The organism is Stenotrophomonas sp. 05N37 (assembly GCF_056397365.1).
The window spans coordinates 629,496-654,375 of record NZ_JBFTNG010000001.1 but is presented as its reverse complement, the minus strand read 5'-3'; the positions used below and the strand labels follow the sequence as shown (position 1 = coordinate 654,375).

Genomic DNA, 24,880 nt, shown 5'->3' with positions numbered 1-24,880 from the left:
GGCCAGCTACGCAGGCATGGCACTTGCCGCCGGTCAGGTCCAGGAGGACCGACCGGGCGGGAGATTTCATACGTCAATGGGGATGCAAGGATGAACAAGGCAGTAGTGGGGCGGACTCTTCTGGTCACTGCATTGGCTGCGGCGCTGGGCGCCTGCGGCGGTGGTGGCGGTGGCAACAACGTGCGGGTCGATCCGCCACCGACGACGCCACCAACCACGCCTCCCCCGACCACCCCGACGCCGCCCAAGCCGGCCGAGCCGGCGTTCGACGCGCATCTCACCATCACCCAGGCGGGCGCGGCGCGCACGGCCGGGCTGGATGGCACCGGCGTGCGCATCGGCGTGGTCGACTCGGGCGTGATGCGCAACCATCCGGCGCTGGCCGGCCGGGTGCTGGCCAATTACAGCTATGTGGATGCGCGCACCAACAACCTCAACGTGGACGACGTGGTCGGCCATGGCACCGCGGTGGCCGAACTGGCCGCCGGCAAGGCGGTGGGTTCCTGGCCGGGCGGCATCGCGCCGGGGGCGCAGATCGTGTCCGCACGCATCATCGCCGACACCCGGCCGACCGACGACGGCAGCGGCAACGGCAATGAAGTCAACGGCGCGCTGGGTCTGGCCGGGGTCCACCAGGACCTGATCAGCCAGGGCGTGAAGGTGATGAACAACTCCTGGGGCGGCCTGTACTGGACCAACACGGCGGCGACCGCGCCGATCGCGCAGGAATACCGCCCCTTCATCCTGAGCAACGGCGGGCTGGTGGTGTTCGCCACCGGCAACGAGAGCAAGCCCAACCCGTCCAGCATGGCTGCACTGCCGAGCCAGGCCGGCCCGAACGGCACGCTGCCGGCGGCCGATCTGGAACGTGGCTGGTTGAGCGTCACCGCGGTGGATTCGACCGACCCGAGCAAGCTGGCCACCTACGCCAACGCGTGCGGCGTGGCCGCGCGTTACTGCCTGGCCGCGCCCGGTGCGGCGGTCTACGTGGACCCGGCCTACACCAGCGGCACGCCGAAGTACCTGTGGAACTACGGCACCTCCTTCGCCGCGCCGCTGGTCTCCGGCGCTGCCGCGCTGGTGTGGCAGAAGTACCCATACTTCAGCAACGACCTGGTGCGCCAGACCCTGCTCGGCACCGCCACCGATCTTGGCCCGGCCGGCGTGGACAGCACCTTCGGCTACGGCCTGCTCAACATCGCCAAGGCGATCAACGGGCCGGCCCGGTTCGACTGGGGCAACACCACCGTCAACGTCAACCAGACCTCGCTCAACTCAGTGTGGAGCAACAACATCAGCGGTAGCGGCGGCCTGATCAAGCAGGGCGTCGGCGCGCTCGGCCTGTCCGGCACCAACACCTACACCGGCGAGACCCGCATCGAGCAGGGCACCATCGCGCTGCGCAGCGGCGGCTCGCTGACCTCCAACGTGACCGTGGTGGCCAACGCCAACGGCCCGAACGCGTCCGCGCTGCAGTTCCTGTCCGGCGACGGGCGGGTCAAGGGCAACGTCGACAACGGCGGCAGCGTGATCCTGCGCGACGCCAATACCACCGCCACCATCGACGGCAATTACACCCAGCGCGCCGGTGCGCAGCTGATGATCGCGCTGGGCGGCAGCCCGCTCAATGTCACCGGCACCGCGGCGCTGGCGGGCAACGTGCACGTCAGCAGCATCCTCGCCGGCTACGTGCCGGCGGCCGGGCGGACCCAGACGGTGCTGCAGGCCGGCCAGATCAGCGGGCAGTTCGCCGGGGTCACCCACAGCCTCACCCAGGCCACGCTGCTGCAGATGTCGCTGCAGCAGACCAGCACCGCGGTCACCTTGACCACCGACCAGATCAACGTGGTGTCGGCCAGCGTCAACGCCGGGTTTGGCAGTGCTGCGTTGGCCTCCGCGGCACGCGTGGAATCTGCGTTCGAGGTACTCGATCGCGGCGGCCTCGCGGGCAGCGGCTTCGCCGACGGTGCAGGCGAACTGCAGCGCGTCCAGGGCAACCAGGCGCTGCAGGACAGCCTGGACAGTTTGTCCGGCAAGGCGCATGCGCTGGCCACCGCCGCCACCTTCGACAGCATCGACCTCAACCGGCGTGCGCTGTCCGAACGCTTTGGCCAGGTGCAGGGCGCACCGCGTCTGCGTGGTGCCTGGCAGAGCCAGCTCGGCGACGTCGGGCAGGGCAGCTTCTCGGCCAGCGGCGCCGAGACACGCGGCTGGATGATGGGCCAGGACGCGGCCTTCGGCAGCAACGGCGTGCTGGGCTTCGCCTTCGGCGAAACCCGTACCCACAACAACCGCGACTGGGGCAGCGACCGCGGCCGTGACCGCCAGTCGCAGGCGCAGCTGTACGCCGGCTGGAACGCCGGCCGTGCCTATGCCCTGGGCCAGGTGGGCGCCGGCCAGTTCCATCGTGAGATCGATCGCCAGCTGCTGCTGGGTGCCGGTCAGTACGGGGTCAATGCGCGCTACGGCGGCAGCTTCAGTGCGGCCAGCGTGGAAACCGGCTACCGCTTTGGCGACGCTCGATCCTCGCTCACCCCGTACCTGGGTGCGGATTACGCGCGCGTGGACAACGACCGCTTCACCGAACAGGGCGGCCTCGGCTTCGGCCTGCGTACCGAAGGCAACCTGAGCACGCGCAGCCAGGCCCTGGCGGGCGTGCGTGCCGAGCGGCAGTGGGGCAGTTGGTCGCTGCGCGGTTACGCCGAATGGCAGCAACGGCTGTCCAGCACCGGCCTTGCCCAGGACGCCAGCTTCGTCGGCGTCGACGCCTGGGCACCGCTGGCCGGCCTGCAGCCGGCGCGCTCTGGCGGTCTGTTCGGGCTGTCGGTGGAATCGTGGCTGACCCGCAACAGCCGCGTGGCCTTCGGCTACGACCAGCGCTTCGGCCCGCGCGGTGACCTCAGCCAGGTCGCCTTGCGCTACTCGGCCGCATTCTGAGCCCTGGCGGGCGCGGGGCCGGATCGGCGCCGTGCCCACGGGCTCGGAGGCATGGGTTGAGAACGAAAAAGGGCGCGATCACCTCGCGCCCTTTTTCATTGCCGTGCCGGGTGGCGATCAGCTGCCGCGCAGGGTTCCCAGTCGCGGGGTGGCGCGGCCCAGCGGCATCTTCAACTTGCCGATCGACTGGATCCGGGTCTCGGCGATCTGGTCGGCCGCGCGCTGCGGCGCGATGCCCTCGCGCTCGGACAGCGCGAAGATCCTGCCGAGGTTGTGGTAGATGCTGCGGATCAGGCGCATGGCGCGCTCACGGTTGTAACCGTCGATCTCCAGCGATACGTTCATCACGCCCCCGGCGTTGACCGCATAGTCGGGTGCATACAGGATGCCGCGGGCGTGCAGTTCATCGCCCACCTCCAGGCTCGACAACTGGTTGTTGGCGGTGCCGCAGACGATCTTGCATTTCAACCGCGGCAGGGTCTGCGGGTTGATCGCCCCTTCCAGCGCGCAGGGCGCGAACACGTCGGCGCTGACGTCGTAGATATCGTCCGGCTTGACCGCCTCGGCGCCGTACTCGGTGACGGCGCGCTCGACCCGCGTACTGTCCAGGTCGGTGACGAACAGCTTGGCGCCCCGGTCGCGCAGCAGCTTCACCAGTTCCATGCCGATATGGCCCAGGCCCTGCACCGCGATGCTGGCCTTGCCCACTTCCTCGTGGCCGAGCTTGTGCTGCATGGAGGCCATCAGCGCCTGCAGTGCGCCGTAGGCGGTGAACGGGGCGGGATCTCCGGAGCCGCCATGGACCTGGTGCACGCCGGTGACGTACTCGCTCTCCAGGTAGATGTTCTCCATGTCGTTGACGTCGGTGCCGACGTCTTCGGCGGTGATGTAGCGTCCGCCGAGCGAATCCACATACCGCCCGAACGCGCGGAACAGCACTTCGCTCTTGTCCTGGCGCGGGTCACCGATGATCACCGCCTTGCCACCGCCCACGTTCAGCCCGGCCAGCGCGTTCTTGTAGGTCATGGTGCGGCTCAGTCGCAGCGCATCGGCCAGCGCATCGTCGGTGCTGGCGTAGGGGCGCATGCGCACGCCGCCCAAGGCCGGGCCGAGGGTGGTGTTGTGGATGGCGATGATCGCCCTCAGGCCGGCATCGCGGTTGTGGCAGAACACCACTTGTTCGTGACCGGAAGATTCGAGGGTTTCAAATAACATGGTGGCTCCGATGGTGCGAACGGTGGCGAACAGCGGCGAACGAACCAGCAAAAGGTGGGTTGCAAAACAAAAAAAGCGACTTCGTCTGATCGGGTGACGGGTCGCGCGGCGCCATTCTAGTGCATTCCGCCGGAGGGCGTTGTCAGCATCCGGAACGACCCTGCCGGGGCGTCCTGCCACGGACCCGCGGGAAGGCGGCATTAAAGTTGCTGAAGATGGCGCCGATGCCGTGGCAACGGTGCGCAGTACCAGCAATGCCAGGACGGACGACGTGGGTGCAGGGGCGACAAGACAAATACGGTGCCGGCCAGGACGGTGGCGTTGATGACGATGGCCGTGATCGTGATGGCGACAGGACTGTTGGCGGCGGCCGCGCTGGGGGTGGGCATCGCCCGCCGGCGTGGCCGCGGCGGGGCCGTGGCCGCGACGGGGACCGGCGCGCGCGGGATCGCGCCTGCGGCCGCGGCGACCGAGGTCGAGGTCCCGACGGGCGACATCCTGCAATCGGGCCTGCATGCGCTGGCGCTGGTCTCGCGCAGCGGCGTGGCCGATGCCGGCGGGTGCGCCGATGAGGCGGCGCTGCAGGCCGCGGTGGTGGCTGCGCTGGAGCAGCGCGACTGGTCGGCGCGGCACCTGCCACGGCGACCGCAGCTGTTGCCGCAGCTGATCCAGACGGTCAACGACAGCGACGCCTCGGCGCGGGCGATGGCGGCGATCATCGGCCAGGATCCGGTGCTGACCGGCAACCTGCTGCGGATCGCCAACAGCCCGGTGTATCGCCTGCAGGCCAAGCCGGTGGACAGCCTGCAGCGGGCGGTAACCCTGGTCGGCACCGACGGCATCCGCCAGATCATCAGCGCGGTGCTGGTGCAGCCGGTGATGCAGGTGCAGTGCGTGGCCTTCCCGCAGTTCGGCACGGTGATCTGGGAGCACGCGCTGCTGGCCTCGCGCGCGGCGGCCGACCATGCGCGGCTGGTCACCCATGACGATGCGTTTGCCGCGCAGTGGCTGGGGCTGACCCAGGGCCTGGGGGCGGCGCTGGTGATGCGCCACCTGCTGGATGTCTGCGCCGCGCAGGGTGACGCGGCGCCGTCGCGCGCGCTGGCCGCGCACCTGCTGGACGCCTGGACGTTGCCGGTGGCCAGCCGGATCGCGGCGGCGTGGGAGCTGCCGCCGGCGGTGCACGAGGCATTGCTGCGCGAGGGCGACAACGCCCAGGCCGGGTTGTCGGCCAGTCTGCGCTTTGCGCGCGCGGCGGCGGCGGCCAGCCTGCTGTGCCGGCATGGTCGGATCGGCCAGGCCCAGGCACTGGCGATCCTGGAGCAGCAGCACGCCACGCCGGCGCACGCGCTGCACTGGATCTGGCGGCGCCTGCATGGGCGGGGAGTGGAAACCCTGGACGCCGACGAGCAGGTCGAGGGTTGATGGAGGCCACGCATGGCGTGGCACGACGCTACGGTGGGGTTACAACTGCGATTCCAGGGGCAGCCAGCTGATCGCGCGGGCACTGGCGCGCAACCAGAAGGAGGCGTCCGGCTCGCGGTCGAGCAGCACCGGCGGCTGCGCGTCGCGGTCCAGCCAGCGCACCTGGCCCCGGCTGTCCAGGGTGACCCAGTAACTTTGCCCGGGGTCGGCCAGGCGCAGGTACTCGCTGCGCAGTTGCGCGGCCAGCCAGGGGTCGTCGAACAGGACGCCCATCTCGGTGTTGAGATAGGCCGAGCGCGGGTCGAGGTTGAACGAGCCGACGAAGCCGCGCCGATCATCGATCATGAAAGCCTTGGTGTGCAGGCTGGCACCGCTGCTGCCGAACAGGCCGCCGCCGTCGGTGTGGCCGTGGGCCTTCAGTTCGTACAGGTGCACGCCGCTGCGCAGCAACGGCGCGCGGTAGTGCATGTAGCCGCCATGCACGGCGGCCACGTCGTTGGCGGCCAGGGAGTTGGTCACCACCGCCACCGTGGCGCCGCGCTGGACCATCGCGGCCATGCCGGCGGTGCCTTCCTCGCCGGGCACGAAGTAGGGGGAGATCAGCAATGCCTTGTGCCGGGTGGCCTGCAGTTCGCGCACCAGGCGGGTGACCAGCCAGTCGGCCTGGTCGTCGCGGCGGTGCTTCATCGGCGGGTCGGACGCGATCTCCACGTTGGCCGACCAGTGCAGGTCGACCGTGTCGCGGTAGTACGAACGCGCCGACTCCGATTGCGCGACACGGCGCAGGTAGGGTTGGGCGGCGTCCAGCCGGGCTTCGTGCGCGGACTCGCGCACCAGCAGGCGCAGCTGTGCCGGGGTGTAGAACGCCAGTGCCGAGATCGGCACGGCGGTGTCGCTGTTCCAGTACGCGTCGAAGATGGTGTTGGCCTGGGCCACGGCCGTGCCGGCGACCAGCAGGTCGAGGTCGCGGAAGTTCACGTCCGGGCGGGCGCTGAAGTATTCCTCGCCGATGTTGCGGCCGCCGACGATGGCGACGCGGCCATCGGCGATCCACGCCTTGTTGTGCATGCGATGGTTGACGCTGAAGAAGCGCTGCACCATCTCCACCAGGCGCCACAGGCCGTTGCGGTTGCGGAACGGGTTGTAGAGGCGGATCTCGATGTTGGGATGCTCGTCGAGCGCCATCATCAGGGCATCCTTGTCCTGGGCATTCATGTCATCGAGCAGGATGCGCACGCGTACGCCGCGTTCGGCGGCCTGGTACAGCTCCTGGGCCATGAGGTGGCCGATGAGGTCGTCGTGCCAGATGTAGTACTGGAGGTCCAGGCTGCGCCCGGCATGGCGGGTGATGACGGCGCGGGCGGCGTATGCGTCCAGGCCATCGGCGAGGAAGGCGACGCCGGTCTGGCCGGGGTGTTCGGCCTGCAGGCGCACGAGTTCGCGGTCGATGGCGGTGTGCTCGGGCCCCGGGGCGAGGACGCTGCTGCGTGGGCCGAGGGCACGGGGGGTGAGGTGGTCGGCCAGCAGCAGGCCGCTGAGGGCGAGCAGCACGAGCAGGGTCAGTGCGATAGCCAGCCAGCGCAGGAGCCGGCGCCAGAGCGGTGTGGGGGTGGTCATACGGCGATGCTAAGCGGGTACGGCCTGCACGGCGAGTGCAGGCGCGCTGGGCGGCTCAGAAGCGCTCGTCGGGGGCGAGATAGCGCCACTGGCCCGGCGCAAGTTTGCCCATGGCGACGCGGCCGATGCGCAGGCGGCGGACGCTGATGACGTCCAGGCCGACCTGGCGGCACATGTCGCGCAGCTGGCCGGGCTGGACCGGTTTGATGGCGAAGCGCAGGCGGGTTTCGTTCTGCCAGCTGACCTTGCACGGTGGCAGGGGCCAGTTGCGGAAGCTGAGGCCGTGGGCGAGGCGCTTCATGCCGTAGGGCGCCAGTTCGCCGCTGACTTCGACGAGGTATTCCTGTTCGAGGGTGGCGCCACGGTCCTTGAGGTGGGAGACGATGCGGCCGTCCTGGCTGACCACGACCAGGCCGCTGTCTTCGTCGGCCAGTGGCATGACCAGTTGGAGGGCGTGGAAATGGCGCTGGAGGAGGGTGACGCCGGTGGCGTCCAGTTCGCTGCGGCTGTCCGGGGTGACGAGGGCGCAGAGTTCGTCGGCGCGCATGCCGGCCGGTTTGTGCAGGAGCATGCTGACCGTTTCGGCGCGGGTGGCTTCGGCGTTTTCGCGCAGGACGATGGTTTCGTCGGTGACGAGCGTCTGCGGTTGTTCGACGACGTTGCCGTCCACGGTGACCCAGCCGCCTTCGATGTAGCGTTGGGCGTCGCCACGGGAGCAGCCGATGAGGCTGGTGAGGCGTTTGTCGAGGCGGATCGGGTCGGTCATCGGGTGGGCTGCGGAAAGCGGGGTGCGGGCGGGGAGTGTACTGGGTGGGGGGAGGTGATGGGCTGAAGGTGGGGGATTGGAGCCAGAGCCCGAGCCAGAGCCTGAGCCAGAGCCTGAGCCAGAGCCACACAGCTACAGCTACAGCTACAGCTACAGCTACAGCCTTGGGGGGCGGTGGGTGGCGGGCTGGCCTGGCGTGGGTGGGTTGGCGGGACACGCTGCAAGTACGTCCATGTAAGCTCTTTTTGCGCCATCCATGGCGCAAAACGGTCCCGCCAACCCACCCACGCCAGGCCCTGACAGTGGGCCGGTGGCCATTGGAAACGCGGGGCGGTGGACCTTGGAAACGACGGGGCGGATGTGCATGGCGCCTGCGTCAGTGGGCGCTGGCCCCAGGTGGGTGGGGAAGAGGTGCAGGTCGGATGCGAGGTGTGGGTGCGTGGGTGGGACGCGCGATGAACCCACTCACGCCAGGCCCTGACAGTGGCGGTGGTCCTTGGAAACGCCGGGGCGGATGTGCATGGCGCCTGCGTCAGTGGGCGCTGGCCTCCAGGTGAGTAAGGAAGAGGCGCAGGTCGGATGCGAGCTGTGGGTGCGTGGGTGGGACGCGCGGTTAACACACCCACGCCAGGCCCTGACAGTGGGCGGTGGACCTTGGAAACGCCGGGGCGGATGTGCATGGCGTCTGCGTCAGTGGGCGCTGGCCTCCAGGTGGGTGGGGAAGAGGCGCAGGTCGGATGCGGGCTGTGGGTGCGTGGGTGCGACGCGCCATGAACTCACCCACGCCAGGCCCTGCCAGTGGGCCGGTGGACATTGGAAACGCCGGGGCGGATGTGCGGGGCGCCTGCGTCAGTCGGTGCTGCCTTCCAGGTGGGTGAGGTAGAGGCGCAGGTCGAATTCGAGCTGGTGGTAGTCCGCTTCCATGTGGGTGCAGAGCTGGTAGAAGGCCTTGTTGTGGTCCGATTCCTTGAGGTGGGCCAGTTCGTGCACGACGATCATTTTGAGGAAGGGGGCGGGCGCGTCGCGGAAGACGGTGGCGATGCGGATTTCGCGGCTGGCCTTGAGCTTGCTGCCCTGGACCCGCGACACCGTGGTGTGGGTGCCCAGCGCGTGTTTGAGGACCTGCAGCCTGCTGTCGTAGATCACCTTGGACAGCGGGGCGGATTGGCGCAGGTAGCGCTCTTTGAGGCCCTGGGTGTAGTCGTACAGTTGGCGGTCGTTGCGCACGGTGTGGAGGTCGGCGTAGCGGCGCTGCAGCCAGGGGCCGAGGCGGTCGCCCGCGATCAGGTCGCGGACCTGCTGTTGCAGGGCCTCGGGGTAGCCGGCGAGGTACTTCAGGGCTGCCATGGGCGACGGTTGGGGCCGGGCGGGCGGACCAGTATGATGGCCCCCGCAATCCCGCAACAACAGATGCAAGGCAATGGCGAAGGCGAATCCGCTGCAGGAGCAGCTGCTCAAGGCTGGGCTGGTCAAGAAGTCCCAGGTGTCCCAGGCCGCGCGTGAACAGGTGAAGGCCCGTCACGGCAAGGCCCCGGTGGCACCCAGCGAAAGCCAGCGCGAGACCGAGCGGCTGCGTGCCGAGAAGGCTGAACGCGACCGTGCGCTGGAAGCCGAGCGCAAGGAAAAGGCGCGCGCGCAGGAACTGCAGGCGCAGGTGCGGCAGATCATCGAGACCAACAAGGTCAAGCGCGAAGGCGAGAGCGAGTATCGCTTCAACGACGGCACGCTGATCCGCACGATGCTGGTGAATGCGGTGCTGCGGCGCCAGTTGGCCTCCGGTGCGCTGGTGATCGCACGCTTCGGCGAGGGGTTCGAGCTGCTGCCGCGCGCGGCGGCGGACAAGGTGCGCGAACGGGATGCCAGCGCGATCGTGCTCGACAACGCGCAGCCCGCTGTGGAGCCGAGCACCGGCAACGCCGAGGATGACGCCTACTACGCGCAGTTCCAGGTGCCCGACGACCTGGTCTGGTAAGCGCCGGCTGAAGCATTCACGCGGCGTGCTCCTTGTTCAGGTGCACGTCGGCCGCGCCTGCGTGGCCGGGTCTATGCTGGGGGTCTGACACCGGCATGGGAGACACATCATGGCGACAGGTTGGGCAGGCGACGGCGCGGTCCAGGACCAGATCGATGCGACCGTGGACGAGGCCATCCAGCGCGCCCGCGCGCACCTCCGGGAGGGCCCCGGATTGACCCATTGCGAACACTGCGATGCCCCGATTCCCGAGGCGCGTCGCAAGGCCGTGCCCGGTGTGCGTCTGTGCGTGCGCTGCCAGGAAGCGGACGACGCCGCACAGCAGGGCGGCGCCGCTTACAACCGGCGTGGCAGCAAGGACAGCCAGCTGCGCTAGGTCGCGATCGTGGCCACCGTGCCCAGGCCGGTCGCACCCGGCGACGCGCGCTCAGCCGTCGCCCTGGATCCCGCCCGGGGCCTGCGCCGGATCGCGCCAGCGGCGCACGGTGCGCTGGAAGAACATGTTGTTGGGAATCTGCAGCACGGTGCCTTCGTGGTTGCCGTCGGTTTCCTGCAGGGTGGTGTAGATCAGGTTGACGTCGATCACCCGCCCCTTCAGCCCCGGCTTCTCGCCGTTTTCCAGCAGTTCGATGTAATCGTGCAGGCGGAACGGGCGCGTGGTGAAGATCAACAAGGTGCAGAAAATATTGGAGAGCACGCTCCAGGCGGCGAAGAAGGCCACCGCACCCACCGCCGCAAATCCGGTGAATGCCGTCCACAGCACGGTGGCCGACACCCCGACGATGTTGAGCACCACCAGCAGTACGGTGAAATACACCACGAAGCTGAAGACCCGGCGCGCGCCCATGACCATTTCCGGCGGCAGCGTGTAGTGCTCGCCGATGCGGCGGATCAGCCGTCGTGCGATCAGGCGCAGCAGCCACGCCGCGAGCAGGGTGAGCACGATCTGCAGGGCAGGCACGCCGTAGTGCAGCCATTCGTGGGTCCAGGTGGGCAGGTGGTCTTTCATGCGAAGCGCGGATCCTTGCAGCGATACTGCGATAAACGTCTATCTTAATGCGCTGGCTGCAAGGGCTGGTCAATCCGGTCAGGGCTACGGGTGCGCCTCCAGGCGCGCGATCAGGGCCGATACGCAGCGCGGCGCATGTCCGGCAAACCGCACGCAGAGATCCGCCCGCGGCGCAAGGGTGACGCGCAGGGTCAGCGGGCTTCCGGGCAGGGTGCAACTGGTGGCCATGGCCAGCAGCAAGGCAAGACAACTGGTGGGCATGGTCGGTTCTTTGGCGAACGCCGGCGGGGGGATGTCAGCTTGGATGCGGCCGGCGGCAGCAGGGTTTAAAGGCCTCGCCGAAACGCCCGTGCGGCCTGCTTTAAACCTTTTCGCCGGTGCCTGCATCCAACGGATATGCTCAACGCCACCATGCCCGCTCCCTGCGTCCCGACCGAGGCCGATGCCATCGATGACCATGCCCTGGTCCGCGCGGCGGTCGGCGGTGACACGCTGGCCTACGAACGCATCTACCGGCGTTATTCGCCGCGCGTGTATGCCGTGTTGTGGCGACTCTGCGGCGGCCAGGCGGCACGCGCCGAGGATGCGTTGCAGGAAGCATTCCTGCAGGCCTGGAAGGCGCTGCCGGGCTTTCGCTTCGACAGCAGCCTGGGCACCTGGCTGCACCGGCTGGGCGTGAATGCGGCGCTGATGGAACTGCGCGCCAACGCCGCCTGGCAGGCCTGCGACGCCGGTGAGGAGGGCTGGGACAGCGTGGCCGCGCTGGCGTCGGTGGAGCGGTGCGCGGGCACCACACTGGACCTGGAGCGCGCGCTGGACACCCTGCCGCCGCGCGCCCGTGCCGTGCTGGTGCTGCACGACATCGAAGGCTGGAAACACCAGGAAATCGCCACGCAGTTGCAGATGGCCGTGGGCAGCTCGAAGGCTCAGTTGCACCGTGCGCGCGGTTTGTTGCGCGCACGCTTGGGAGAAACCGCATGAACGACTACGACGACACCCCCTCGCACGATCCGGAGCATGCCGCGCTGCAGGCGCGGCTGCGGGCGCTGCCTGCCGAGCGGGTGCCACCGGCGCGGGTCTGGCAGGCCATTGCCACGCAGTTGCCGCCGATGCCGCGGCCGTCCGCCGAGCTGCAGCGGCCGCGGGCGACGCGCGCACCGCGACGGCGCTGGCCGCTTCGCGTGGGGCTGGGCCTGGCGGCGGCGCTGGGGGGGCTGATGGTGGTGCCGATGCCGGCGCCACGGACGCCTCCGCCGACGCTGGTCCAGCGCCAGGCCGAGGCGATGGCCGCCGAATACCAGCAGGCGATGGCGGCGCTGCCGCCGACGCAGGTGGGCGGCGACTGGCAGCCGGCGTTGCATGAGCTGGACAGCAGCGCCGACCACATCCGCGCGGCGATCGCCGAGAACCCGCGTTCGCGCGTATTGCTTTCGCAGTTGCAGCGCACCTACGCGCTGCGCCTTGAACTTACCCAGCAGGCGGTGATGGCCGCCGCTGGCCTGCCATCCTGAAAGAGGAGTGACACCATGCACACATCATTGCGTCTGATCGCCGCCCTGGGCCTGCTGCTGCCGTTGGCGGCGCAGGCCGCCACCCGCGTGGACGAACGCGCGCCGCTGGGCGCGGGGGGCCGCGTCGAGTTGAGCAACATCGCCGGCAAGGTCAGCGTGCGCGGCTGGGACCGCAACGAGGTGGCGTTGAGTGGTTCGATGGCCGACGGCCTGACGCTCAAGCAGGACCGCAGCACCAACCGGGTGCGCTGGGAAGTGGTGTATCCGCGCAACGGCAACAACGGCGGGGCGACGCTGGAGCTGCGGGTGCCGCGTGCGGTGGAGGTGCAGCTGGGCACGGTGAGCGCGGATATCGACGTGGCCGAGGTGGACGTGCGGCGGCTGCAGGCCAACGCGGTGAGCGGCGATATCGCCGCGGCCGGGCGCAGCGGCGAGACCGCGTTGACCACGGTGAGCGGCAGCATCCGCTCGCAGGTGCAGACGCCGCGCCTGGACCTGCGCGCGGTGAGCGGTTCGGTGCAGGCAACGGGCGGCTCGGGCGAGGTGGCGGCCGAGACCGTGTCGGGCAGCATCAAACTGGACGCGGGGCGGGTGCAGCGGCTGGGCGCTGAAGCGGTCTCGGGCAGCCTGAACGTGGCGGCCGCCGAATTGGCGCCGGGCGGGAAGGTGACGCTGCAGACGGTAAGCGGGTCGATCGGGCTGCAGTTGCCGCGCTCGGTGTCGGCGCAGCTGAGCGTGAAGACCTTCAGTGGCGACATCCAGTCCGATGCCGGCACGGTCGAGCGGCCGCGCTATGGGCCGGGCCGCAGCCTGGAGGCGAAACTGGGTGGGGGCGATGGGGACATCACGATCAACGCGCACTCGGGCAACGTGCGGGTGGGGCTGGGCGCGCGCTGAGTGCGGCCACCGCACCGGCGCGAGGCCGGTGCGGACGGCTGCAGGTCATCAGCCGGCTTTCTTCAGTGCCAGGGTGTTGCCCAGCACTTCGATCTTGCCACCACTCTTGCGGAACGCGGCCAGGTCGGCTGCGATGCTGGCGCTGTTGACGGCCGTGCTGGAACCCTGCTTACGGTCAACGCGAACGGTGTTGCCTGCCTTGGGGGAGGTCTTTGGCGTACGGGCCATGGATGCTCCTGTCATGGTTAAAACGTGGATAAAATCGTCGACAGATCGTGCTGTTGTCGACGGTAGTCCTGCCGCACGAGGCGGCAGTCATCGCCGCCCATGTCAAACTGGCGGCAGATGGCGGGACGCTGCGAATAGATGGTGCAGCGCAGGTGATAGGGGTCGATGGCGGCGCACCAGCCTTCATCGTTGCGGGCCATGACGGTGCGGCCGGCCTCGTCGGTATCGAGGAGGTAGCCGGGGACGCTGTCGCTGGGCATGACGGTGACGGACATCCGGCAACAGACTGCGTCACAACGGCGGCAGTCGATGGGGTCGGGTTCGGCAGCGGCAACTGGGGCTGGTACAACCAGGCGTTCGCCCAATCGAATCTCTCTTGGCGGCTCGGGGGCACTGCGCGCTGGGAACGAGCCGGATCACAGCGTAAAAGCGATCCCAGCGCCCGGGACGAATCCGAAGGCGGCAGCATCGAGAAGGACGGTGGCCTGTACGAGGCCCGGATGACATGCGCATTGCGCATTGAAGCCGAAAGATGATAGCGCTTCCGGCGTAACGTTTTGTTAATACGCTGCCCGGGCCGGGCGGAATCCCTTGTGCCGCCTGGGTTTCAGCCGGCGGCCAGATCCACTATGTGGGGGCAGGGGCGCGCAAAACAACCCCTCCGCCCCATGCGGCGCCACACCCGCAGCCTCACCGTGCCGGCCGCCGCCGACGACGCCTCAACCAGCCGCGGCCCACGCCAACCCATGCACGACGCCGAAGGACGGGTTGCCGCGCACCAGCGTCGCCCCCGGGAACGCCGCGGCCACCGCCTCCTGCAGGTAGCCGGCGCGCGACATGCCGCCGGTCAGGAACACCGCGGCCGGATCGTGGCCGATATCGGCGCGGACCTGCTCCAGCAGCGTGGCCAGCTCGCCCAGGTAGTTGCCGGCGGCCGCTTCCAGCCGCGAACGGTCCACCTGCACCGCCATCCCGCGCTCGATGAAATCCAGCGCGCTGTCGTGGCGGGTCTCGCTGCTCAGCCCGATCTTGCAACGTTCCACTTCGCGGTACAGGCGCGCCGTGTTGCCGGTGTCCTGCAGTGCCTGCATCCGCTTGCCCCACGGCGCTTCGGCGTCGCGGTAGCTGTGCTGGCGGAAATCGCGCTGGCGGGTCATGTCCTGCACCATCGCCGCCTCCACGTAGTGGTGGGCGGGAATGCGGCTGACGCCACGGCCGAACAGCGGCATGTACGCGCCCAGGCTCAGGGCCAGGTCGATATCGGTACCGCCGCGCGCGATGCCCCAGGCGCGGTGGATCTTCGGTGCCTGCGTGCCGCCGACGCGCGCATGCGCGATGTCGGTGGTACCGCCGCCGATGTCCACCACGATCGCCTCGTGCTCCTGCGCGCTTTCGGCGTGGTAATGCATGGCCGCGGCCGCCGGCTCCTCCAGGAAATCCACGTCGTCGAAGCCGGCTGCGATCGCGGCGGTGTGCAGGATCTCCAGAGCCTGGTCGTTGCCGGCTGCGCCGATCGAACTGCGGAACTGCACCGGGCGGCCCAGCGTGGCCGTGCGCACCGGCTGGTCGAGCTGGCGCGAGGCGGTCAGGCGGATGTGCTCGAGGATGTGCGTGGCGATGCCGGTGATGGTCTGGCGCGCGCGCGGGTGCAGGTTGTAGCCGAGCATCGACTTGGGGCTCTGCACCAGGTTGCCTTCGTTCTCTTCGAAGTAGGCTTCCAGCGCGTCGTCGCCGTACACCGCGTTCTGCAGCAGCTTGGTCGAACTGAGCGGCGCACGCATCTGCTCTTCCATCCACTGCCGCCGCACCACGCGCAGCGCCTCGCGGCGCAGCGCATCGGGCGTGCGCTCCTGTCCGGCGGCACGCGCATCGCGGGCGGCTGCGTCGATCAGCCGGGCCAGGTCGTGCTCCAGCGCCGGAGTCAGCTCGAAGTCGTTCGGGTCGCGCATCACCTCGGGGAAGTACACCGTGGTGCGGAACTGCTCGGCCTGGCCAAACTGGATCGGCACCACGCTGCCGTCCACCACGGCGGCGGCGGCGGAGTTGCTGGTGCCAAAGTCGATGCCGATTTTCATGCGGGGCCGGGCGGAGGTCGGGGGGCGCGCACTTTGCGGCAAGCGGGCGGGCGGTGCAAGGGCCGGAGGGGAGGGCGGTTACAATGGGGATTGTTCAGATTCCCAAGGCGTCACCATGTCCACCGCTCCTGCCTGCCCCCAATGCACCCTCGAAAACACCTACGCCGATGGCGCGCTGTGGATCTGCGCCGACTGCGGCCATGAGTGGACCACGGCCGAAGCCAGCGGCGAAGGCCTGGTGGTGCGCGACAGCAACGGCAACGTGCTGGCCAGCGGTGACACCGTCACCGTGATCAAGGACCTGAAGGTGAAGGGCTCCTCGATCCCGCTCAAGCAGGGCACCGTGATCCGCAACATCCGCCTGGTGGAAGACGACGCCGAGCACATCGAAGGCAACTCGGAGAAGATCAAGGGACTGGTGCTGAAGACCTGCTTCCTCAAGAAGGCCTGAGCCCGGCTCAGTTGGCCGCGGCATCGTGCTGGCGCCAGCGCGCCAGGCTTTCCATCTTGGCCTGGTAGCGGGCCTTGAGCGCGCCTGCATCGTCGCCGGCCAGGTCGCGCGCGCGGGCCATTTCGCGGGAGGCGCGGCGGTTGTCGCCGGCCAGGAAGTACGCGCGGGCCAGCCCGAAATGGAACTGGTGCGCGGTCTCGTACAGGGCCACCGCGCGCCGGTAATACCGGATCGCCGCGGCGTAGTCGTGGCGTTGCTCGGCCGCGTTGCCGAGGCGGAACTGCACGAACGGGTCGTCGCGCTGCACCTGCTGCAGGCGATTGGCCAGCAACGTGGCCTGGCGGCTGTCGCCCAGCCGCCGGTACAGCGCGGCGGCGTTGGTCAGGCTGGGCGCATTGCGCGGCTTGAGCTGCAGCGCGATGCGATAGTCATGCTCGGCCTGTGCCAGGTTGCCGCTGCGTGCGTCGAGTACGCCCAGGTTGTTCCAGCCCGAAACGAAGGCCGGATCCTGCGCGAGCGCGGCCTGGAAGTAGGCGCGTGCCTGCACCGCGTCGCCGTCGGTCATGTGCATGGCGCCGCGGTTGTTGTAGAAGTGCGCCAGCGCGCGTGCCGGGCTGACCGGCTGCGGGCCGTAGCGGTCGTAAAGCACGTTGCGGTCCAGGTCCACCACCGCGATGCGCCCGTTGATGTTCACCCCGGCGTTGACGTGGCCGACGCTGTAGATGACGCCCTGGTCCTGGTACCAGGTCACCACCTGCGCCACTTCCTGCACGCGCGCGTCGATGCCGGCCGCACGCGCCAGGGTCACGAACAGCAGGGTGAAGGACAGGCAGTTGGCGCGGTGGTTCTGCCAGGTCTCGGTCAGCGTCTGGGTGGCATAGGGGTCGTAGGTCAACGCCATGCCGTCGTCATCGAAGATCAGGTGCACCAGGCGTTCGATGCGTTGCTCACGCGCGTAGCCGGGCGCGATCACCCGCTGCTGAAGCAGCGCCTGCAGCGGCGGGGGAATGGCCAGTATCTGCGCGGGGCTGGGCGGTGGAGCTGGCGCCGGCGCCGGCGCGATGGCGGCGGCCGGCGGTGGGGCCGGTGGTTCGGCGGAGGTGGCAGGCATGGCGACGGCCAGCCCCATCGCGATCAGGCCCCGCAGCAACAGCGTTGATCTGCACACGGACATCGCGCCCACCTCGCCGGGGACTGCCCTGCTCGGGCCAGTCTAGGCCGGGGCAGGCGCCGCGGCATGCCGTTTGTCGGCCCGTTCGGCCATCCACAGCCGGTGTGGACCAGGGCCGGGCAAACCTGTGGATAAACCAGCAGACCCACGCTGCGGCAAGGCCTGCACCGGGGTGGTCAAAAAACCGCCAGGCGAGGCCCTCTTGCCAGCCGCCGATCCGGTCGCCACTGTGGGCGCATGCGCTTCGAACCGATGACCCTGCCCGCGACGATGCAGGCCGACCTGGAGGCCGCCTACGCGATGCCGCCGCGGGCGTATCACAACTTTTCCCACGTGCAGGCGGTGCTGCGGCACTGCCAGGACGTGGCTGACGGCCCGGGCTGGCGACAGCCGCGCGAGGTGCAGTTGGCCGCGCTGTACCACGATGCGATCTACGACGCCGGCCGCAGCGACAATGAGGCGCGTTCGGCGGCGATGGCACGGCAGGCGATCGAACGCTGGCTGCCGGCGGCCGGGATCGACGTGGCGCGGGTGGTGCAGCTGATCGAGCTGACGGCGCGCCATGGTGCGCTGGCGGCGGCGGACATCGATGACGAGGCCGCGTTGTTCCTGGATTGCGACATGGCCATCCTGGGCGCGCCGGCGGCGGTATTCGATGCCTACGACCAGGGGATCGCCGAAGAGTACGCCGGACACGTCCCGGGATTCCTGTTCCGCCTCAATCGCCGTCGTTTCCTCAAGCAACTGCTGCTCAAGCCACGCATTTTCCTGAGTGGCTTCTTCCATGAGCGACTGGATCGGGCCGCGCGCGCCAACCTGCGTCGCCGCATCGGATAATGGCGGCCGGTTTTCCTCCCACCCCGTCCTGCCTGCCCATGTCCCAGCCTGCTGCGCCGCCCACCGATCCCCGCCCGCAACCGCCCGAGGAACCGGGCCCGAACGAGTGCTGCGGCAGCGGGTGCCCGTTGTGCGTGCTGGACCTGTACAGCGATGAGTTGCAGCGCTATCGCGCCGCGCTGGCCGCCTGGATGCTGCGCCACCCCGATGCCGACGCCTGAGCCGGGAGCCCACCGTCGATGACGGATCATCACCCCATGGCAACCGGCCGCGCGCGGGCGCACGGCGCGATCGCACTGGCGGCCCTGTGTGCGTTGGTGCTGTTTACTGCCACCGCGCTGTGGACCCAGTGGGCACGCCAGGACCTGGACTGGGTGCAGGCCACCTTGAGCCTTTACCTGCACGGTCCCTGGGGCCTGGCGCTGCGCAGCGCGTATTGCGTGCTGGCCGTGGCGATCATGCTGCTGGCGTGGTCGCTGCATGCTGCCAGCCGCTCGCCGCGGCGCAGTGCGGCGGCGCCGCTGCTGTTCTGGATGGCAGCCTGCGGATTGATGGGCGTGGCGATCGGCGACAGTTGGTTGCCCACGCACGCGCCGTTGCTGGCGCCGCTGGTGCATGGCCTGGCGGCCAACACCGCCTTTTTGTGCGTGAGCGTGGCGATGCTGCTGCAGAGCTGGTACCTGCGCGCCGACCCGCGTTGGTCGCGGTGGGCGGGCGCGGCGTGGGGGTGGGCGTGGCTGTGTTTCGTGCTGCTGTGGCTGCACGTGTTGTGGCGTGGCCCGCCACGCGGGGCCGGGCAGAAGCTGGTGATCGCCGCGGTGGTGCTGTGGCTGCTGGCCGTGGCGCTGCAGGCCTGGCGTCAGTCGCGGCCGCCCGCGCCGCGCTGAGTGGCGCCCGGCGTGCGGCCAGCCTGTGTACATGCCGTTGCCGGGGGACCGGCGTATCGTGGCGGGGACTCTTTCAGGATATGTGACGATGCGGGCAGCCGGGTGGGGGAAGGTGCTGGGTCTGGTGATCGGCGGGTGGGCGTCGGCGGCGTTGGCCGCGGCCCCGCAGCAGGTGAGCCACGGACGCTTCCAGCAGGTGCCGGTGTACGCGCCGGACGGTCGCCCCCAGCGGGTGGTGGTGTGGTTCGACGGCGGCCGCGAACAGGCGCGCACGGCCGAGCGGATCGATGCGCTGCGCCTGCAGGGCGCGCTGGTGGCCCGGGTCGACGTGGCCAGGCTGCACCAGGTCCTCGCACGCGAAGGCGGCGGAAGCTGCGCGTTCGGCGCGGGCGATGTGGAGAACTTCTCGCGCTGGTTCCAGGCTTACCTGCACGTGCCCGGCTATCACCTGCCGCTGATCGGTGGCGATGGCGAGGGGGCCGAGCTGGCCTACGCGGTGGCCGCCCAGGCCGATACGCAGGTGTTCGCCGGGCTGCTCACCACCGGCTTCTGCCCTGACCACGCGCGCGAGCGCAAGGTCTGCGGGGCCGGTTCCAGCCATGGCCGGCTGCAGCCGGCCGAATTGAATTTCCCCTGGCTGGACGCGGCCGGCGGCAACCATTGCACGGTCGGCAATGCCGCCGCCTTCGTGCGCAAGGTGGCGATGGGCCGCCAGTTCCAGCGCACCGGCGGTGGCGATGAACTGCCCGGCCTGCTGGCAGCCGCCGAGGTGATCGGCGCGCAGAAGGGGGTGAGCCTGGCGCCGCCGCCGGATGCGCTCAAGGGCCTGCCGGTGGTGGAGGTGGATGCCAGCAAGCCCGGCGATACCTTCGCGATCTTCGTGTCCGGCGATGGCGGTTGGGCCGGCCTGGACAAGGAAGTGGCGGCGGCATTGGCCGAAGGCGGCGTGCCGGTGGTCGGCGTGGACTCGTTGCGCTACTTCTGGACCGCACGTACGCCGGAAGGCTTCGCCCGCGACCTGGAACGGATTGCCGCGCACTACAGCCAGCAGTGGCAGCGCAAACGCGTGGTGCTGGTCGGGTTTTCGCAGGGGGCTGATGTGCTGCCGGCCGCCATCAACCAGCTCTCCCCGGCCGTGCGCGACAGCGTGGCGATGATCGGGTTGATGTCGGTGGGCAGGAACGCCGATTACGAATTCCACGTCAGCAACTGGCTGGGCGGCGGCGGTGGTGGGCTGCCGATCGCACCGGAGATCGCCAAACTGCCGTCCGGCAAGACGCTGTGCCTGTACGGCGAGGACGACGACGACGCGCTGTGCCCGTCGCTGCCGGCGGGCCATGCACAGGTCATCAAGCTGCCCGGCGACCATCACTTCAAGGGCGACTACGACCGCCTGGCGCAGACGCTGCTGGAGCACCTGCCAGCGCGGTAGAGCCGACCGTTGGTCGGCTGATCCGATGCGTGGTGTTACCGCAGCCGACCAACGGTCGGCTCTACCGGCGTGCTGCGAATTGCGGCAGCCGACCAACGGTCGGCTCTGCCGGCGTGCTGCGAGTTACCGCAGCCGACCAACGGTCGGCTCTACCGGCGCGTTGCGAATTGCGTCAGCCGACCAACGGTCGGCTCTACCGGCGTGGGTCCAGCGAGATCAGCCGGGTGGCATCGAGCAGCGCGGCGGGCAGGTGCACGCCGCCCGGCGCGGCCAGGTAGCGGGCACGCCACTGCGGGGCGAACTTGGACTTGAAGCGGCGCAGGCCGCTGAAGCCGTAGAAACGCTCGCCATGACGGGCCACGATGTTCGCAAAGCGGTTCCAGCGGCCGGCCAGGCGATGCTGTGCCAGACCGGACAACGGCGCCATGCCCAATGAGAAGCGGTGGAAGCCGTTGGCACGGCCCCACAGGAACAACTCGATGAACAGGAAATCCATGGTGCCCTTGGGCGCATCGTCGACATGCCGCATCAGGTCCACCGACAGTTCGTTGCCGGCCGGTGCCTGCCACAGGTTGGCGAAGGCGACGATGCGGCCGTCCGCTTCCACCAGCGCGACCGGGAAGCGCACCAGGTAGTCCGGGTCGAAGCTGCCCAGCGAGAAGCCCTTTTCGTCGCCGGCCTTGTCGTCCAGCCATTCCTGCGAGATCGACGCCAGCGCCGGCAGCAACGCCGGTACCTCCGCCGGCTGGGCCACGCGGAAGCTCAGCCCGCCGCGCTTGCCGCGGTTCCAGGCCTGGCGCAGGTCGGCGCGCTCGCGCCCCTCCAGGCCGAAGTCCTGTAGCGGCACCATGGCTTCCTCGCCCAGCTTGACCAGGGTCAGGCCGAGGTCGAGGTAGGTCTGCCAGTAGGCTTCGCCGACCTGGTAGAACACCGGGCGCAGCCCGAGCCGGTCAGCTTCCTCGCGGAAGCGCCAGATCAGCCCGCGGGCGACGTCCGGCGGGCCGACCGGGTCGCCCATCGCGATCAGCGAACCGCCGTAGCGCTGCATCATCACGAAGCCGCGCTGATCGGCATCGCGCAGCACCGCCTTGTCGGCGGTCAGTACCAGGCAGGCCTGGGTGTCTTCGGCGGCGGCCAGGATCGGCGCCAGCGCGTCCAGGGTCGCCGCATCGGCCGGTGGCAGCGGGCTGCGCGTGCTGTGCAGCAGACGGGCCAGGCCGAAGATCGTCAGCGCGATCGCCACCACCAGCAGCGCCCGCAGCGCGCGCGGTGCATTGCCCTGCAGTGCGAATTCCCACCACAACTCGTTCTGGTATTCGACGTGGCTGTAGACGAAGAACAGCAGCCAGATCACCGCCACCAGCACCAGGCCCAGGTTGCGGATCCACGGCCACGACCAGGCTTCGTCGAGCAGCGCGCCCTGGCGGTAGAACTCGCGGCGCGACGCCCACAGGGCCATCGCCACCAGCAGCGCGGACAGCGCGATCAGCACCTGGCCGCCGCGCAGCCAGATCGGCAGCGGTGCGATCACGCAGATGCCCAGGGCGAGCATCCACGCCGCATGGCTGCGCCGCTGCAGGCCCTGGCCGATCAGCAGCAACGCCACGCCTGCCAGGCTGCCGAGCAGGTGCGAGGTTTCCAGGATCGGCAGCGACGCATTGAGCAGGTGCCGGCGCGGCGTCGGCAGGGTGCCATCGATCACCAGCGCGGCGCCCACGCTGAACACCGCCAGCGCGATGATCTGCGGCAGCCACGGGCGCAGTGCGGTCCAGCCGGCCCGGGTGGCCCCGGCGCCCACCCGCAGCGGCTTGCGCATGGCCGGGCCGAGCGCGAGCAGCGTGGCCAGCAGCAACGGCAGCACGTAATAGGTGACGCGGTAGATCAGCGCGGCGGCCAGCACCGCCGCGGGGGCCACCTGCGGCAGCAGCTTGAGCAGGCTCCACTCGAACACGCCCAGCCCGGCCGGCACGCTGGAGATCAAGCCGGCCAGCACGGCCACCAGGTACAGGCCGACGAAGCCGGGCAGGCCGGTCGGGGTATCCATCGGCAGCAGCACGTAGAACGCCGCGCTGGCCAGCACCAGTTCGACCACGCTCAGCGCGGTGACCCCGAGCATGGTGCGGCGGTCGGGCAGCCACAGGCCGTGGCCGCGGACGCTGAAGGTGCGGCCCTCGCGCCCCACCAGCAGCAACGTGCCGAGGTAGCCGAGCAGGCCGACGATGCCGAACACGCGCACCGCCTGCACGGACACGGGCAGCGCCAGCGCGGCGGCGCCCGGTTCGAGGATGAAGGCCAGGGCCAGCAGCAGCCACGCGCCGAACACGAAGCCCAGCGTGCTCATCAGCACCACCTGGCCGATTTCGCCCAGGCTCAGGCCGGCGCCACCGTAGCCGCGCAGGCGCACCGCGCCGCCGGTGAGCGCGGCAAAGCCGAGGGTCTGGCCAAGCGTGTGGGCGAGGAAGGCGGTGATCCCCACGCGGGCCGGGTGCAGTTGCTTGCCGCTGCGGCGCAGGCCGATCGCATCGAAGCCGATCAGGCAGGCGTAGCTGGCCAGGCCGAGCACCACGGTCAGCGCGATCTGCCCGGCGCCGAGGTGGCGGAAGGCATCGCGGATGGCGCGATAGCCGTGTTCGTCGAATTCGTTGGCCAGCCCGCGCAGGGCCAGGGCCAGGATCGCCAGGCTGAAGATCACGGTGGCCGCGCGGCGCCAGGCGAGGCGGGCCGGGGCCGGAGCAGGGGTTGTTTCGGTCATCGGTACAGCGTGCTCCGGGGCAGGCGATGAAAGAGTCAAGGCCCGCGATGCGGGCCTGCGCGCGCATCGTGCGCCTGATGCGCAGCGTTGCCAAGACCATGCGCTGTGCCTGCCGTGGCCGCAATGATCGCGGGCAAGGACAGGTGCACTCCGCATCGGTGACAATGCCGTATCACCCAGAGGAGCCATCGCCATGTTGGAACGTTTCGACGTAGGTCCGCGCATGTCCGAAATGACCGTCCACAACAAGGTCGCCTATCTGTCCGGGCAGATCCCCGAGGACACCAGCCAGGACATCACCGGGCAGACCCGGCAGGTGCTGGCCGAGATCGACAAGCTGCTGGCGCTGGTGGCCAGCGACAAGCAGCACATCCTGCGCGCGGAAGTGTTCCTGGCCGACATCAACGACTTCGCCGGCATGAACGCCGCGTGGGATGAGTGGGTGGTGGCGGGCATGACCCCGGCGCGTGCGACGGTGGAGGCCAAGCTGGCCGACGCGAGCTGGAAGGTGGAGATCGTGGTCACCGCCGCCTTGCCGTAACCGGCCGCCGGGCATGGCTCGGCGCCCTCCATGCACATCCGCCGCGCCGCACGATGCGCGCGGCGACGCGTCAGGGCGCGGCGATCAGCGCGATGCAGTCCACCGGACACGGTGGAATGCACAGCTCGCAGCCGGTGCACAGGTCGGCGATGACGGTGTGCATGTACTTGGCCCCGCCAACGATGGCGTCCACCGGGCAGGCCTGGATGCACTTGGTGCAGCCGATGCAGTCTGCCTCGACGATCAGCGCGACCTGGGCGGGGGTGTGTTGGCCGCGGCTGCGGTCGAACGGCACCGCGGCCACGCCCAGCGCATGCGCCAATGCGCGCGCGCCCGCGTCACCGCCAGGCGGGCAATGGTCCACGCCGACCTCGCCGCGGGCCATCGCGTCGGCATAGGGGCGGCAGCCGTCGAAACCGCACTGGCCACATTGGGTCTGCGGCAACAGGCGGTCGAGGCGTTCGATCAGGGCGGTGCTGGGGCTGGGCATGCGTGGCGTCGGCTGCGCGGGGACATCATGGGGTGAGGGGTTTGCCGCGATACCAGCGGTCGTGGGCGAGGGCCAGCATGGGGCGGTCCTCGCGACTGTCGCCGTAGGCGTGGATGCGCTGGTAGCGTGACAGGTCGTAGCGGTGGCGGATGTGTTCGGCCTTGCGCGGGCCACAGTCACCGTCGGCGTAGCGGCCGGTCAGGCGCCCGTCGCGGCTCTCCAGCCGGTTGCAGATCAGGTCCAGGCCGAGCGATTCGCACCAGGGCCGCAGGTACAGGTCCAGCGAGCCGGACACGATCACCACGGTGTGGCGCTGCTGCAGGTGCCAGCGGATCTGTTCCAGCATCTGCGGGCGCACCACCTCGGGCAGCACGTCGCGGGCGTAGCCGACGGCCTGGGTGGCGATGTCGTCAACATGGCGGTTGCTGAAGGTCAGCCGGGTGACGCGGGCACGGATGCGTTCGGCCGAGATCAGCCTGAGCCGGTAGGCCAGCAGCCACGGCCCGACCTTCCACCAGGCCTGGGCCAGTTGCTCGGGCGTGGCGACGCGGCGCAGGAAGCGGCCGTAGGTATCGCAGGTGGTGACCGTGTGGTCGAAATCGAACAGCGCCAGTTCCAAACCGCACCTCCCTCCGTGCAGGCCAGCAGGACGGGGCGGCCGGGCCGC

The 24,880-nt window shown here is 69.6% G+C and carries 25 protein-coding genes; 13 read left to right on the top strand and 12 right to left on the bottom strand.

Annotated features, from left to right (window positions below; genetic code table 11):
- The first annotated feature begins 90 nt into the window (after nucleotides 1-90).
- Complete coding sequence (locus AC1DGC_RS02990; RefSeq protein WP_478047181.1) at nucleotides 91-2,937, top strand: S8 family serine peptidase; 2,847 nt, start codon at nucleotides 91-93, stop codon at nucleotides 2,935-2,937.
- Between the two features lie 117 nt (nucleotides 2,938-3,054).
- Here the strand turns inward: AC1DGC_RS02990 and AC1DGC_RS02985 are convergent, their stop codons facing one another.
- Entirely contained in the window at nucleotides 3,055-4,152 is a 1,098-nt protein-coding gene (locus AC1DGC_RS02985; RefSeq protein ID WP_259206029.1) for a Glu/Leu/Phe/Val dehydrogenase dimerization domain-containing protein, read from the bottom strand.
- Nucleotides 4,153-4,476: 324 nt separating this feature from the next.
- Between AC1DGC_RS02985 and AC1DGC_RS02980 the strand changes: the two genes are divergently transcribed.
- Nucleotides 4,477-5,577, top strand: a complete 1,101-nt coding sequence (locus tag AC1DGC_RS02980) for an HDOD domain-containing protein (RefSeq protein WP_449336008.1) — start codon at nucleotides 4,477-4,479, stop codon at nucleotides 5,575-5,577.
- Nucleotides 5,578-5,616: 39 nt separating this feature from the next.
- On the opposite strand, the gene AC1DGC_RS02975 is transcribed toward AC1DGC_RS02980, so the two are convergent.
- From AC1DGC_RS02975 to AC1DGC_RS02965, 3 genes are all read right to left on the bottom strand, one after another.
- The gene (locus AC1DGC_RS02975) at nucleotides 5,617-7,194 is read right to left on the bottom strand and encodes a phospholipase D family protein (protein ID WP_394160944.1); all 1,578 of its coding nucleotides are present in this window, start codon (nucleotides 7,192-7,194) and stop codon (nucleotides 5,617-5,619) included.
- 55 nt (nucleotides 7,195-7,249) lie between these two features.
- Nucleotides 7,250-7,960 (bottom strand): rRNA pseudouridine synthase, encoded by a 711-nt coding sequence (locus AC1DGC_RS02970; RefSeq protein WP_449336010.1) that lies wholly within the window; start codon nucleotides 7,958-7,960, stop codon nucleotides 7,250-7,252.
- Nucleotides 7,961-8,809: 849 nt separating this feature from the next.
- On the bottom strand, nucleotides 8,810-9,307 hold the full coding sequence (locus AC1DGC_RS02965; protein ID WP_259206025.1) for a M48 family metallopeptidase: 498 nt from the start codon (nucleotides 9,305-9,307) through the stop codon (nucleotides 8,810-8,812).
- A gap of 73 nt (nucleotides 9,308-9,380) precedes the next feature.
- Between AC1DGC_RS02965 and AC1DGC_RS02960 the strand changes: the two genes are divergently transcribed.
- Nucleotides 9,381-9,932, top strand: coding sequence for a DUF2058 domain-containing protein (locus AC1DGC_RS02960; RefSeq protein WP_259206023.1), 552 nt, complete (start codon nucleotides 9,381-9,383; stop codon nucleotides 9,930-9,932).
- Between the two features lie 109 nt (nucleotides 9,933-10,041).
- Nucleotides 10,042-10,308: a DksA/TraR family C4-type zinc finger protein gene (locus AC1DGC_RS02955; protein ID WP_259206020.1), complete on the top strand. Its 267-nt coding sequence runs from the start codon at nucleotides 10,042-10,044 to the stop codon at nucleotides 10,306-10,308.
- A gap of 51 nt (nucleotides 10,309-10,359) precedes the next feature.
- Here the strand turns inward: AC1DGC_RS02955 and AC1DGC_RS02950 are convergent, their stop codons facing one another.
- Complete coding sequence (locus tag AC1DGC_RS02950; RefSeq protein WP_259206014.1) at nucleotides 10,360-10,941, bottom strand: mechanosensitive ion channel family protein; 582 nt, start codon at nucleotides 10,939-10,941, stop codon at nucleotides 10,360-10,362.
- 396 nt (nucleotides 10,942-11,337) lie between these two features.
- Here AC1DGC_RS02950 and AC1DGC_RS02945 point away from each other — a divergent pair, with 396 nt between their 5' ends.
- Genes AC1DGC_RS02945 through AC1DGC_RS02935 form a run of 3 tightly spaced genes read left to right on the top strand, consistent with a single transcriptional unit; the run spans nucleotide 11,338 to nucleotide 13,349 of the window.
- Nucleotides 11,338-11,922, top strand: a complete 585-nt coding sequence (locus AC1DGC_RS02945) for an RNA polymerase sigma factor (protein WP_478047180.1) — start codon at nucleotides 11,338-11,340, stop codon at nucleotides 11,920-11,922.
- Complete coding sequence (locus AC1DGC_RS02940; protein WP_478047179.1) at nucleotides 11,919-12,452, top strand: hypothetical protein; 534 nt, start codon at nucleotides 11,919-11,921, stop codon at nucleotides 12,450-12,452. The genes AC1DGC_RS02945 and AC1DGC_RS02940 overlap by 4 nt, the downstream gene beginning before the upstream one ends.
- Nucleotides 12,453-12,467: 15 nt before the next feature.
- Nucleotides 12,468-13,349 (top strand): DUF4097 family beta strand repeat-containing protein, encoded by an 882-nt coding sequence (locus AC1DGC_RS02935; protein ID WP_478047178.1) that lies wholly within the window; start codon nucleotides 12,468-12,470, stop codon nucleotides 13,347-13,349.
- Nucleotides 13,350-13,397: 48 nt separating this feature from the next.
- Here AC1DGC_RS02935 and AC1DGC_RS02930 read toward each other — a convergent pair whose 3' ends face one another.
- From AC1DGC_RS02930 to AC1DGC_RS02920, 3 genes are all read right to left on the bottom strand, one after another.
- Nucleotides 13,398-13,577, bottom strand: coding sequence for a hypothetical protein (locus tag AC1DGC_RS02930; protein WP_259206007.1), 180 nt, complete (start codon nucleotides 13,575-13,577; stop codon nucleotides 13,398-13,400).
- 17 nt (nucleotides 13,578-13,594) lie between these two features.
- A complete protein-coding gene (locus tag AC1DGC_RS02925) occupies nucleotides 13,595-13,888 on the bottom strand; it encodes a YkgJ family cysteine cluster protein (protein ID WP_310439728.1) in 294 nt (97 codons plus the stop codon).
- A gap of 408 nt (nucleotides 13,889-14,296) precedes the next feature.
- Complete coding sequence (locus AC1DGC_RS02920; protein ID WP_449334745.1) at nucleotides 14,297-15,652, bottom strand: Hsp70 family protein; 1,356 nt, start codon at nucleotides 15,650-15,652, stop codon at nucleotides 14,297-14,299.
- A gap of 115 nt (nucleotides 15,653-15,767) precedes the next feature.
- Between AC1DGC_RS02920 and AC1DGC_RS02915 the strand changes: the two genes are divergently transcribed.
- Nucleotides 15,768-16,103, top strand: a complete 336-nt coding sequence (locus AC1DGC_RS02915) for a zinc ribbon domain-containing protein YjdM (protein ID WP_259205999.1) — start codon at nucleotides 15,768-15,770, stop codon at nucleotides 16,101-16,103.
- A gap of 7 nt (nucleotides 16,104-16,110) precedes the next feature.
- Here AC1DGC_RS02915 and AC1DGC_RS02910 read toward each other — a convergent pair whose 3' ends face one another.
- Nucleotides 16,111-17,277, bottom strand: a complete 1,167-nt coding sequence (locus tag AC1DGC_RS02910; RefSeq protein ID WP_478047177.1) for a tetratricopeptide repeat protein — start codon at nucleotides 17,275-17,277, stop codon at nucleotides 16,111-16,113.
- Between the two features lie 234 nt (nucleotides 17,278-17,511).
- Between AC1DGC_RS02910 and AC1DGC_RS02905 the strand changes: the two genes are divergently transcribed.
- The 4 genes from AC1DGC_RS02905 (at nucleotide 17,512) to AC1DGC_RS02890 (ending at nucleotide 20,430) form a co-directional block, all read left to right on the top strand.
- Entirely contained in the window at nucleotides 17,512-18,111 is a 600-nt protein-coding gene (locus tag AC1DGC_RS02905; RefSeq protein WP_478047176.1) for an HD domain-containing protein, read from the top strand.
- A 38-nt stretch (nucleotides 18,112-18,149) separates the two neighbouring features.
- Nucleotides 18,150-18,332 carry an oxidoreductase-like domain-containing protein gene (locus AC1DGC_RS02900; protein ID WP_259205991.1) on the top strand — a complete coding sequence of 61 codons (183 nt, stop codon included), beginning with the start codon at nucleotides 18,150-18,152 and terminating at the stop codon, nucleotides 18,330-18,332.
- A gap of 36 nt (nucleotides 18,333-18,368) precedes the next feature.
- Nucleotides 18,369-18,998, top strand: a complete 630-nt coding sequence (locus AC1DGC_RS02895; RefSeq protein WP_259205988.1) for a DUF998 domain-containing protein — start codon at nucleotides 18,369-18,371, stop codon at nucleotides 18,996-18,998.
- Between the two features lie 88 nt (nucleotides 18,999-19,086).
- Nucleotides 19,087-20,430, top strand: a complete 1,344-nt coding sequence (locus AC1DGC_RS02890) for a virulence factor family protein (RefSeq protein WP_478047175.1) — start codon at nucleotides 19,087-19,089, stop codon at nucleotides 20,428-20,430.
- A 193-nt stretch (nucleotides 20,431-20,623) separates the two neighbouring features.
- On the opposite strand, the gene mprF is transcribed toward AC1DGC_RS02890, so the two are convergent.
- Nucleotides 20,624-23,182 carry a bifunctional lysylphosphatidylglycerol flippase/synthetase MprF gene (mprF, locus tag AC1DGC_RS02885; protein WP_449334750.1) on the bottom strand — a complete coding sequence of 853 codons (2,559 nt, stop codon included), beginning with the start codon at nucleotides 23,180-23,182 and terminating at the stop codon, nucleotides 20,624-20,626.
- A gap of 193 nt (nucleotides 23,183-23,375) precedes the next feature.
- On the opposite strand from mprF, the gene AC1DGC_RS02880 reads away from it, so the two are divergent.
- Nucleotides 23,376-23,723 (top strand): RidA family protein, encoded by a 348-nt coding sequence (locus AC1DGC_RS02880; protein ID WP_259205980.1) that lies wholly within the window; start codon nucleotides 23,376-23,378, stop codon nucleotides 23,721-23,723.
- A gap of 70 nt (nucleotides 23,724-23,793) precedes the next feature.
- Here the strand turns inward: AC1DGC_RS02880 and rnfB are convergent, their stop codons facing one another.
- Nucleotides 23,794-24,213, bottom strand: a complete 420-nt coding sequence (gene rnfB, locus AC1DGC_RS02875; RefSeq protein ID WP_394160921.1) for an Rnf electron transport complex subunit RnfB — start codon at nucleotides 24,211-24,213, stop codon at nucleotides 23,794-23,796.
- Nucleotides 24,214-24,238: 25 nt separating this feature from the next.
- The gene (locus AC1DGC_RS02870; RefSeq protein ID WP_478047174.1) at nucleotides 24,239-24,832 is read right to left on the bottom strand and encodes an HAD family hydrolase; all 594 of its coding nucleotides are present in this window, start codon (nucleotides 24,830-24,832) and stop codon (nucleotides 24,239-24,241) included.
- Nucleotides 24,833-24,880 lie beyond the last annotated feature (48 nt).

What these genes read in the sequence shown, in the direction of transcription:
- AC1DGC_RS02990 (WP_478047181.1), top strand. Translation starts at nt 91, where the DNA reads ATGAACAAGGCAGTAGTGGGGCGGACTCTTCTGGTCACTGCATTGGCT.
- AC1DGC_RS02985 (WP_259206029.1), bottom strand. Translation starts at nt 4,152, where the DNA reads ATGTTATTTGAAACCCTCGAATCTTCCGGTCACGAACAAGTGGTGTTC.
- AC1DGC_RS02980 (WP_449336008.1), top strand. Translation starts at nt 4,477, where the DNA reads ATGACGATGGCCGTGATCGTGATGGCGACAGGACTGTTGGCGGCGGCC.
- AC1DGC_RS02975 (WP_394160944.1), bottom strand. Translation starts at nt 7,194, where the DNA reads ATGACCACCCCCACACCGCTCTGGCGCCGGCTCCTGCGCTGGCTGGCT.
- AC1DGC_RS02970 (WP_449336010.1), bottom strand. Translation starts at nt 7,960, where the DNA reads ATGACCGACCCGATCCGCCTCGACAAACGCCTCACCAGCCTCATCGGC.
- AC1DGC_RS02965 (WP_259206025.1), bottom strand. Translation starts at nt 9,307, where the DNA reads ATGGCAGCCCTGAAGTACCTCGCCGGCTACCCCGAGGCCCTGCAACAG.
- AC1DGC_RS02960 (WP_259206023.1), top strand. Translation starts at nt 9,381, where the DNA reads ATGGCGAAGGCGAATCCGCTGCAGGAGCAGCTGCTCAAGGCTGGGCTG.
- AC1DGC_RS02955 (WP_259206020.1), top strand. Translation starts at nt 10,042, where the DNA reads ATGGCGACAGGTTGGGCAGGCGACGGCGCGGTCCAGGACCAGATCGAT.
- AC1DGC_RS02950 (WP_259206014.1), bottom strand. Translation starts at nt 10,941, where the DNA reads ATGAAAGACCACCTGCCCACCTGGACCCACGAATGGCTGCACTACGGC.
- AC1DGC_RS02945 (WP_478047180.1), top strand. Translation starts at nt 11,338, where the DNA reads ATGCTCAACGCCACCATGCCCGCTCCCTGCGTCCCGACCGAGGCCGAT.
- AC1DGC_RS02940 (WP_478047179.1), top strand. Translation starts at nt 11,919, where the DNA reads ATGAACGACTACGACGACACCCCCTCGCACGATCCGGAGCATGCCGCG.
- AC1DGC_RS02935 (WP_478047178.1), top strand. Translation starts at nt 12,468, where the DNA reads ATGCACACATCATTGCGTCTGATCGCCGCCCTGGGCCTGCTGCTGCCG.
- AC1DGC_RS02930 (WP_259206007.1), bottom strand. Translation starts at nt 13,577, where the DNA reads ATGGCCCGTACGCCAAAGACCTCCCCCAAGGCAGGCAACACCGTTCGC.
- AC1DGC_RS02920 (WP_449334745.1), bottom strand. Translation starts at nt 15,652, where the DNA reads ATGAAAATCGGCATCGACTTTGGCACCAGCAACTCCGCCGCCGCCGCC.
- AC1DGC_RS02915 (WP_259205999.1), top strand. Translation starts at nt 15,768, where the DNA reads ATGTCCACCGCTCCTGCCTGCCCCCAATGCACCCTCGAAAACACCTAC.
- AC1DGC_RS02910 (WP_478047177.1), bottom strand. Translation starts at nt 17,277, where the DNA reads ATGTCCGTGTGCAGATCAACGCTGTTGCTGCGGGGCCTGATCGCGATG.
- AC1DGC_RS02905 (WP_478047176.1), top strand. Translation starts at nt 17,512, where the DNA reads ATGCGCTTCGAACCGATGACCCTGCCCGCGACGATGCAGGCCGACCTG.
- AC1DGC_RS02900 (WP_259205991.1), top strand. Translation starts at nt 18,150, where the DNA reads ATGTCCCAGCCTGCTGCGCCGCCCACCGATCCCCGCCCGCAACCGCCC.
- AC1DGC_RS02895 (WP_259205988.1), top strand. Translation starts at nt 18,369, where the DNA reads ATGGCAACCGGCCGCGCGCGGGCGCACGGCGCGATCGCACTGGCGGCC.
- AC1DGC_RS02890 (WP_478047175.1), top strand. Translation starts at nt 19,087, where the DNA reads ATGCGGGCAGCCGGGTGGGGGAAGGTGCTGGGTCTGGTGATCGGCGGG.
- mprF (WP_449334750.1), bottom strand. Translation starts at nt 23,182, where the DNA reads ATGACCGAAACAACCCCTGCTCCGGCCCCGGCCCGCCTCGCCTGGCGC.
- AC1DGC_RS02880 (WP_259205980.1), top strand. Translation starts at nt 23,376, where the DNA reads ATGTTGGAACGTTTCGACGTAGGTCCGCGCATGTCCGAAATGACCGTC.
- rnfB (WP_394160921.1), bottom strand. Translation starts at nt 24,213, where the DNA reads ATGCCCAGCCCCAGCACCGCCCTGATCGAACGCCTCGACCGCCTGTTG.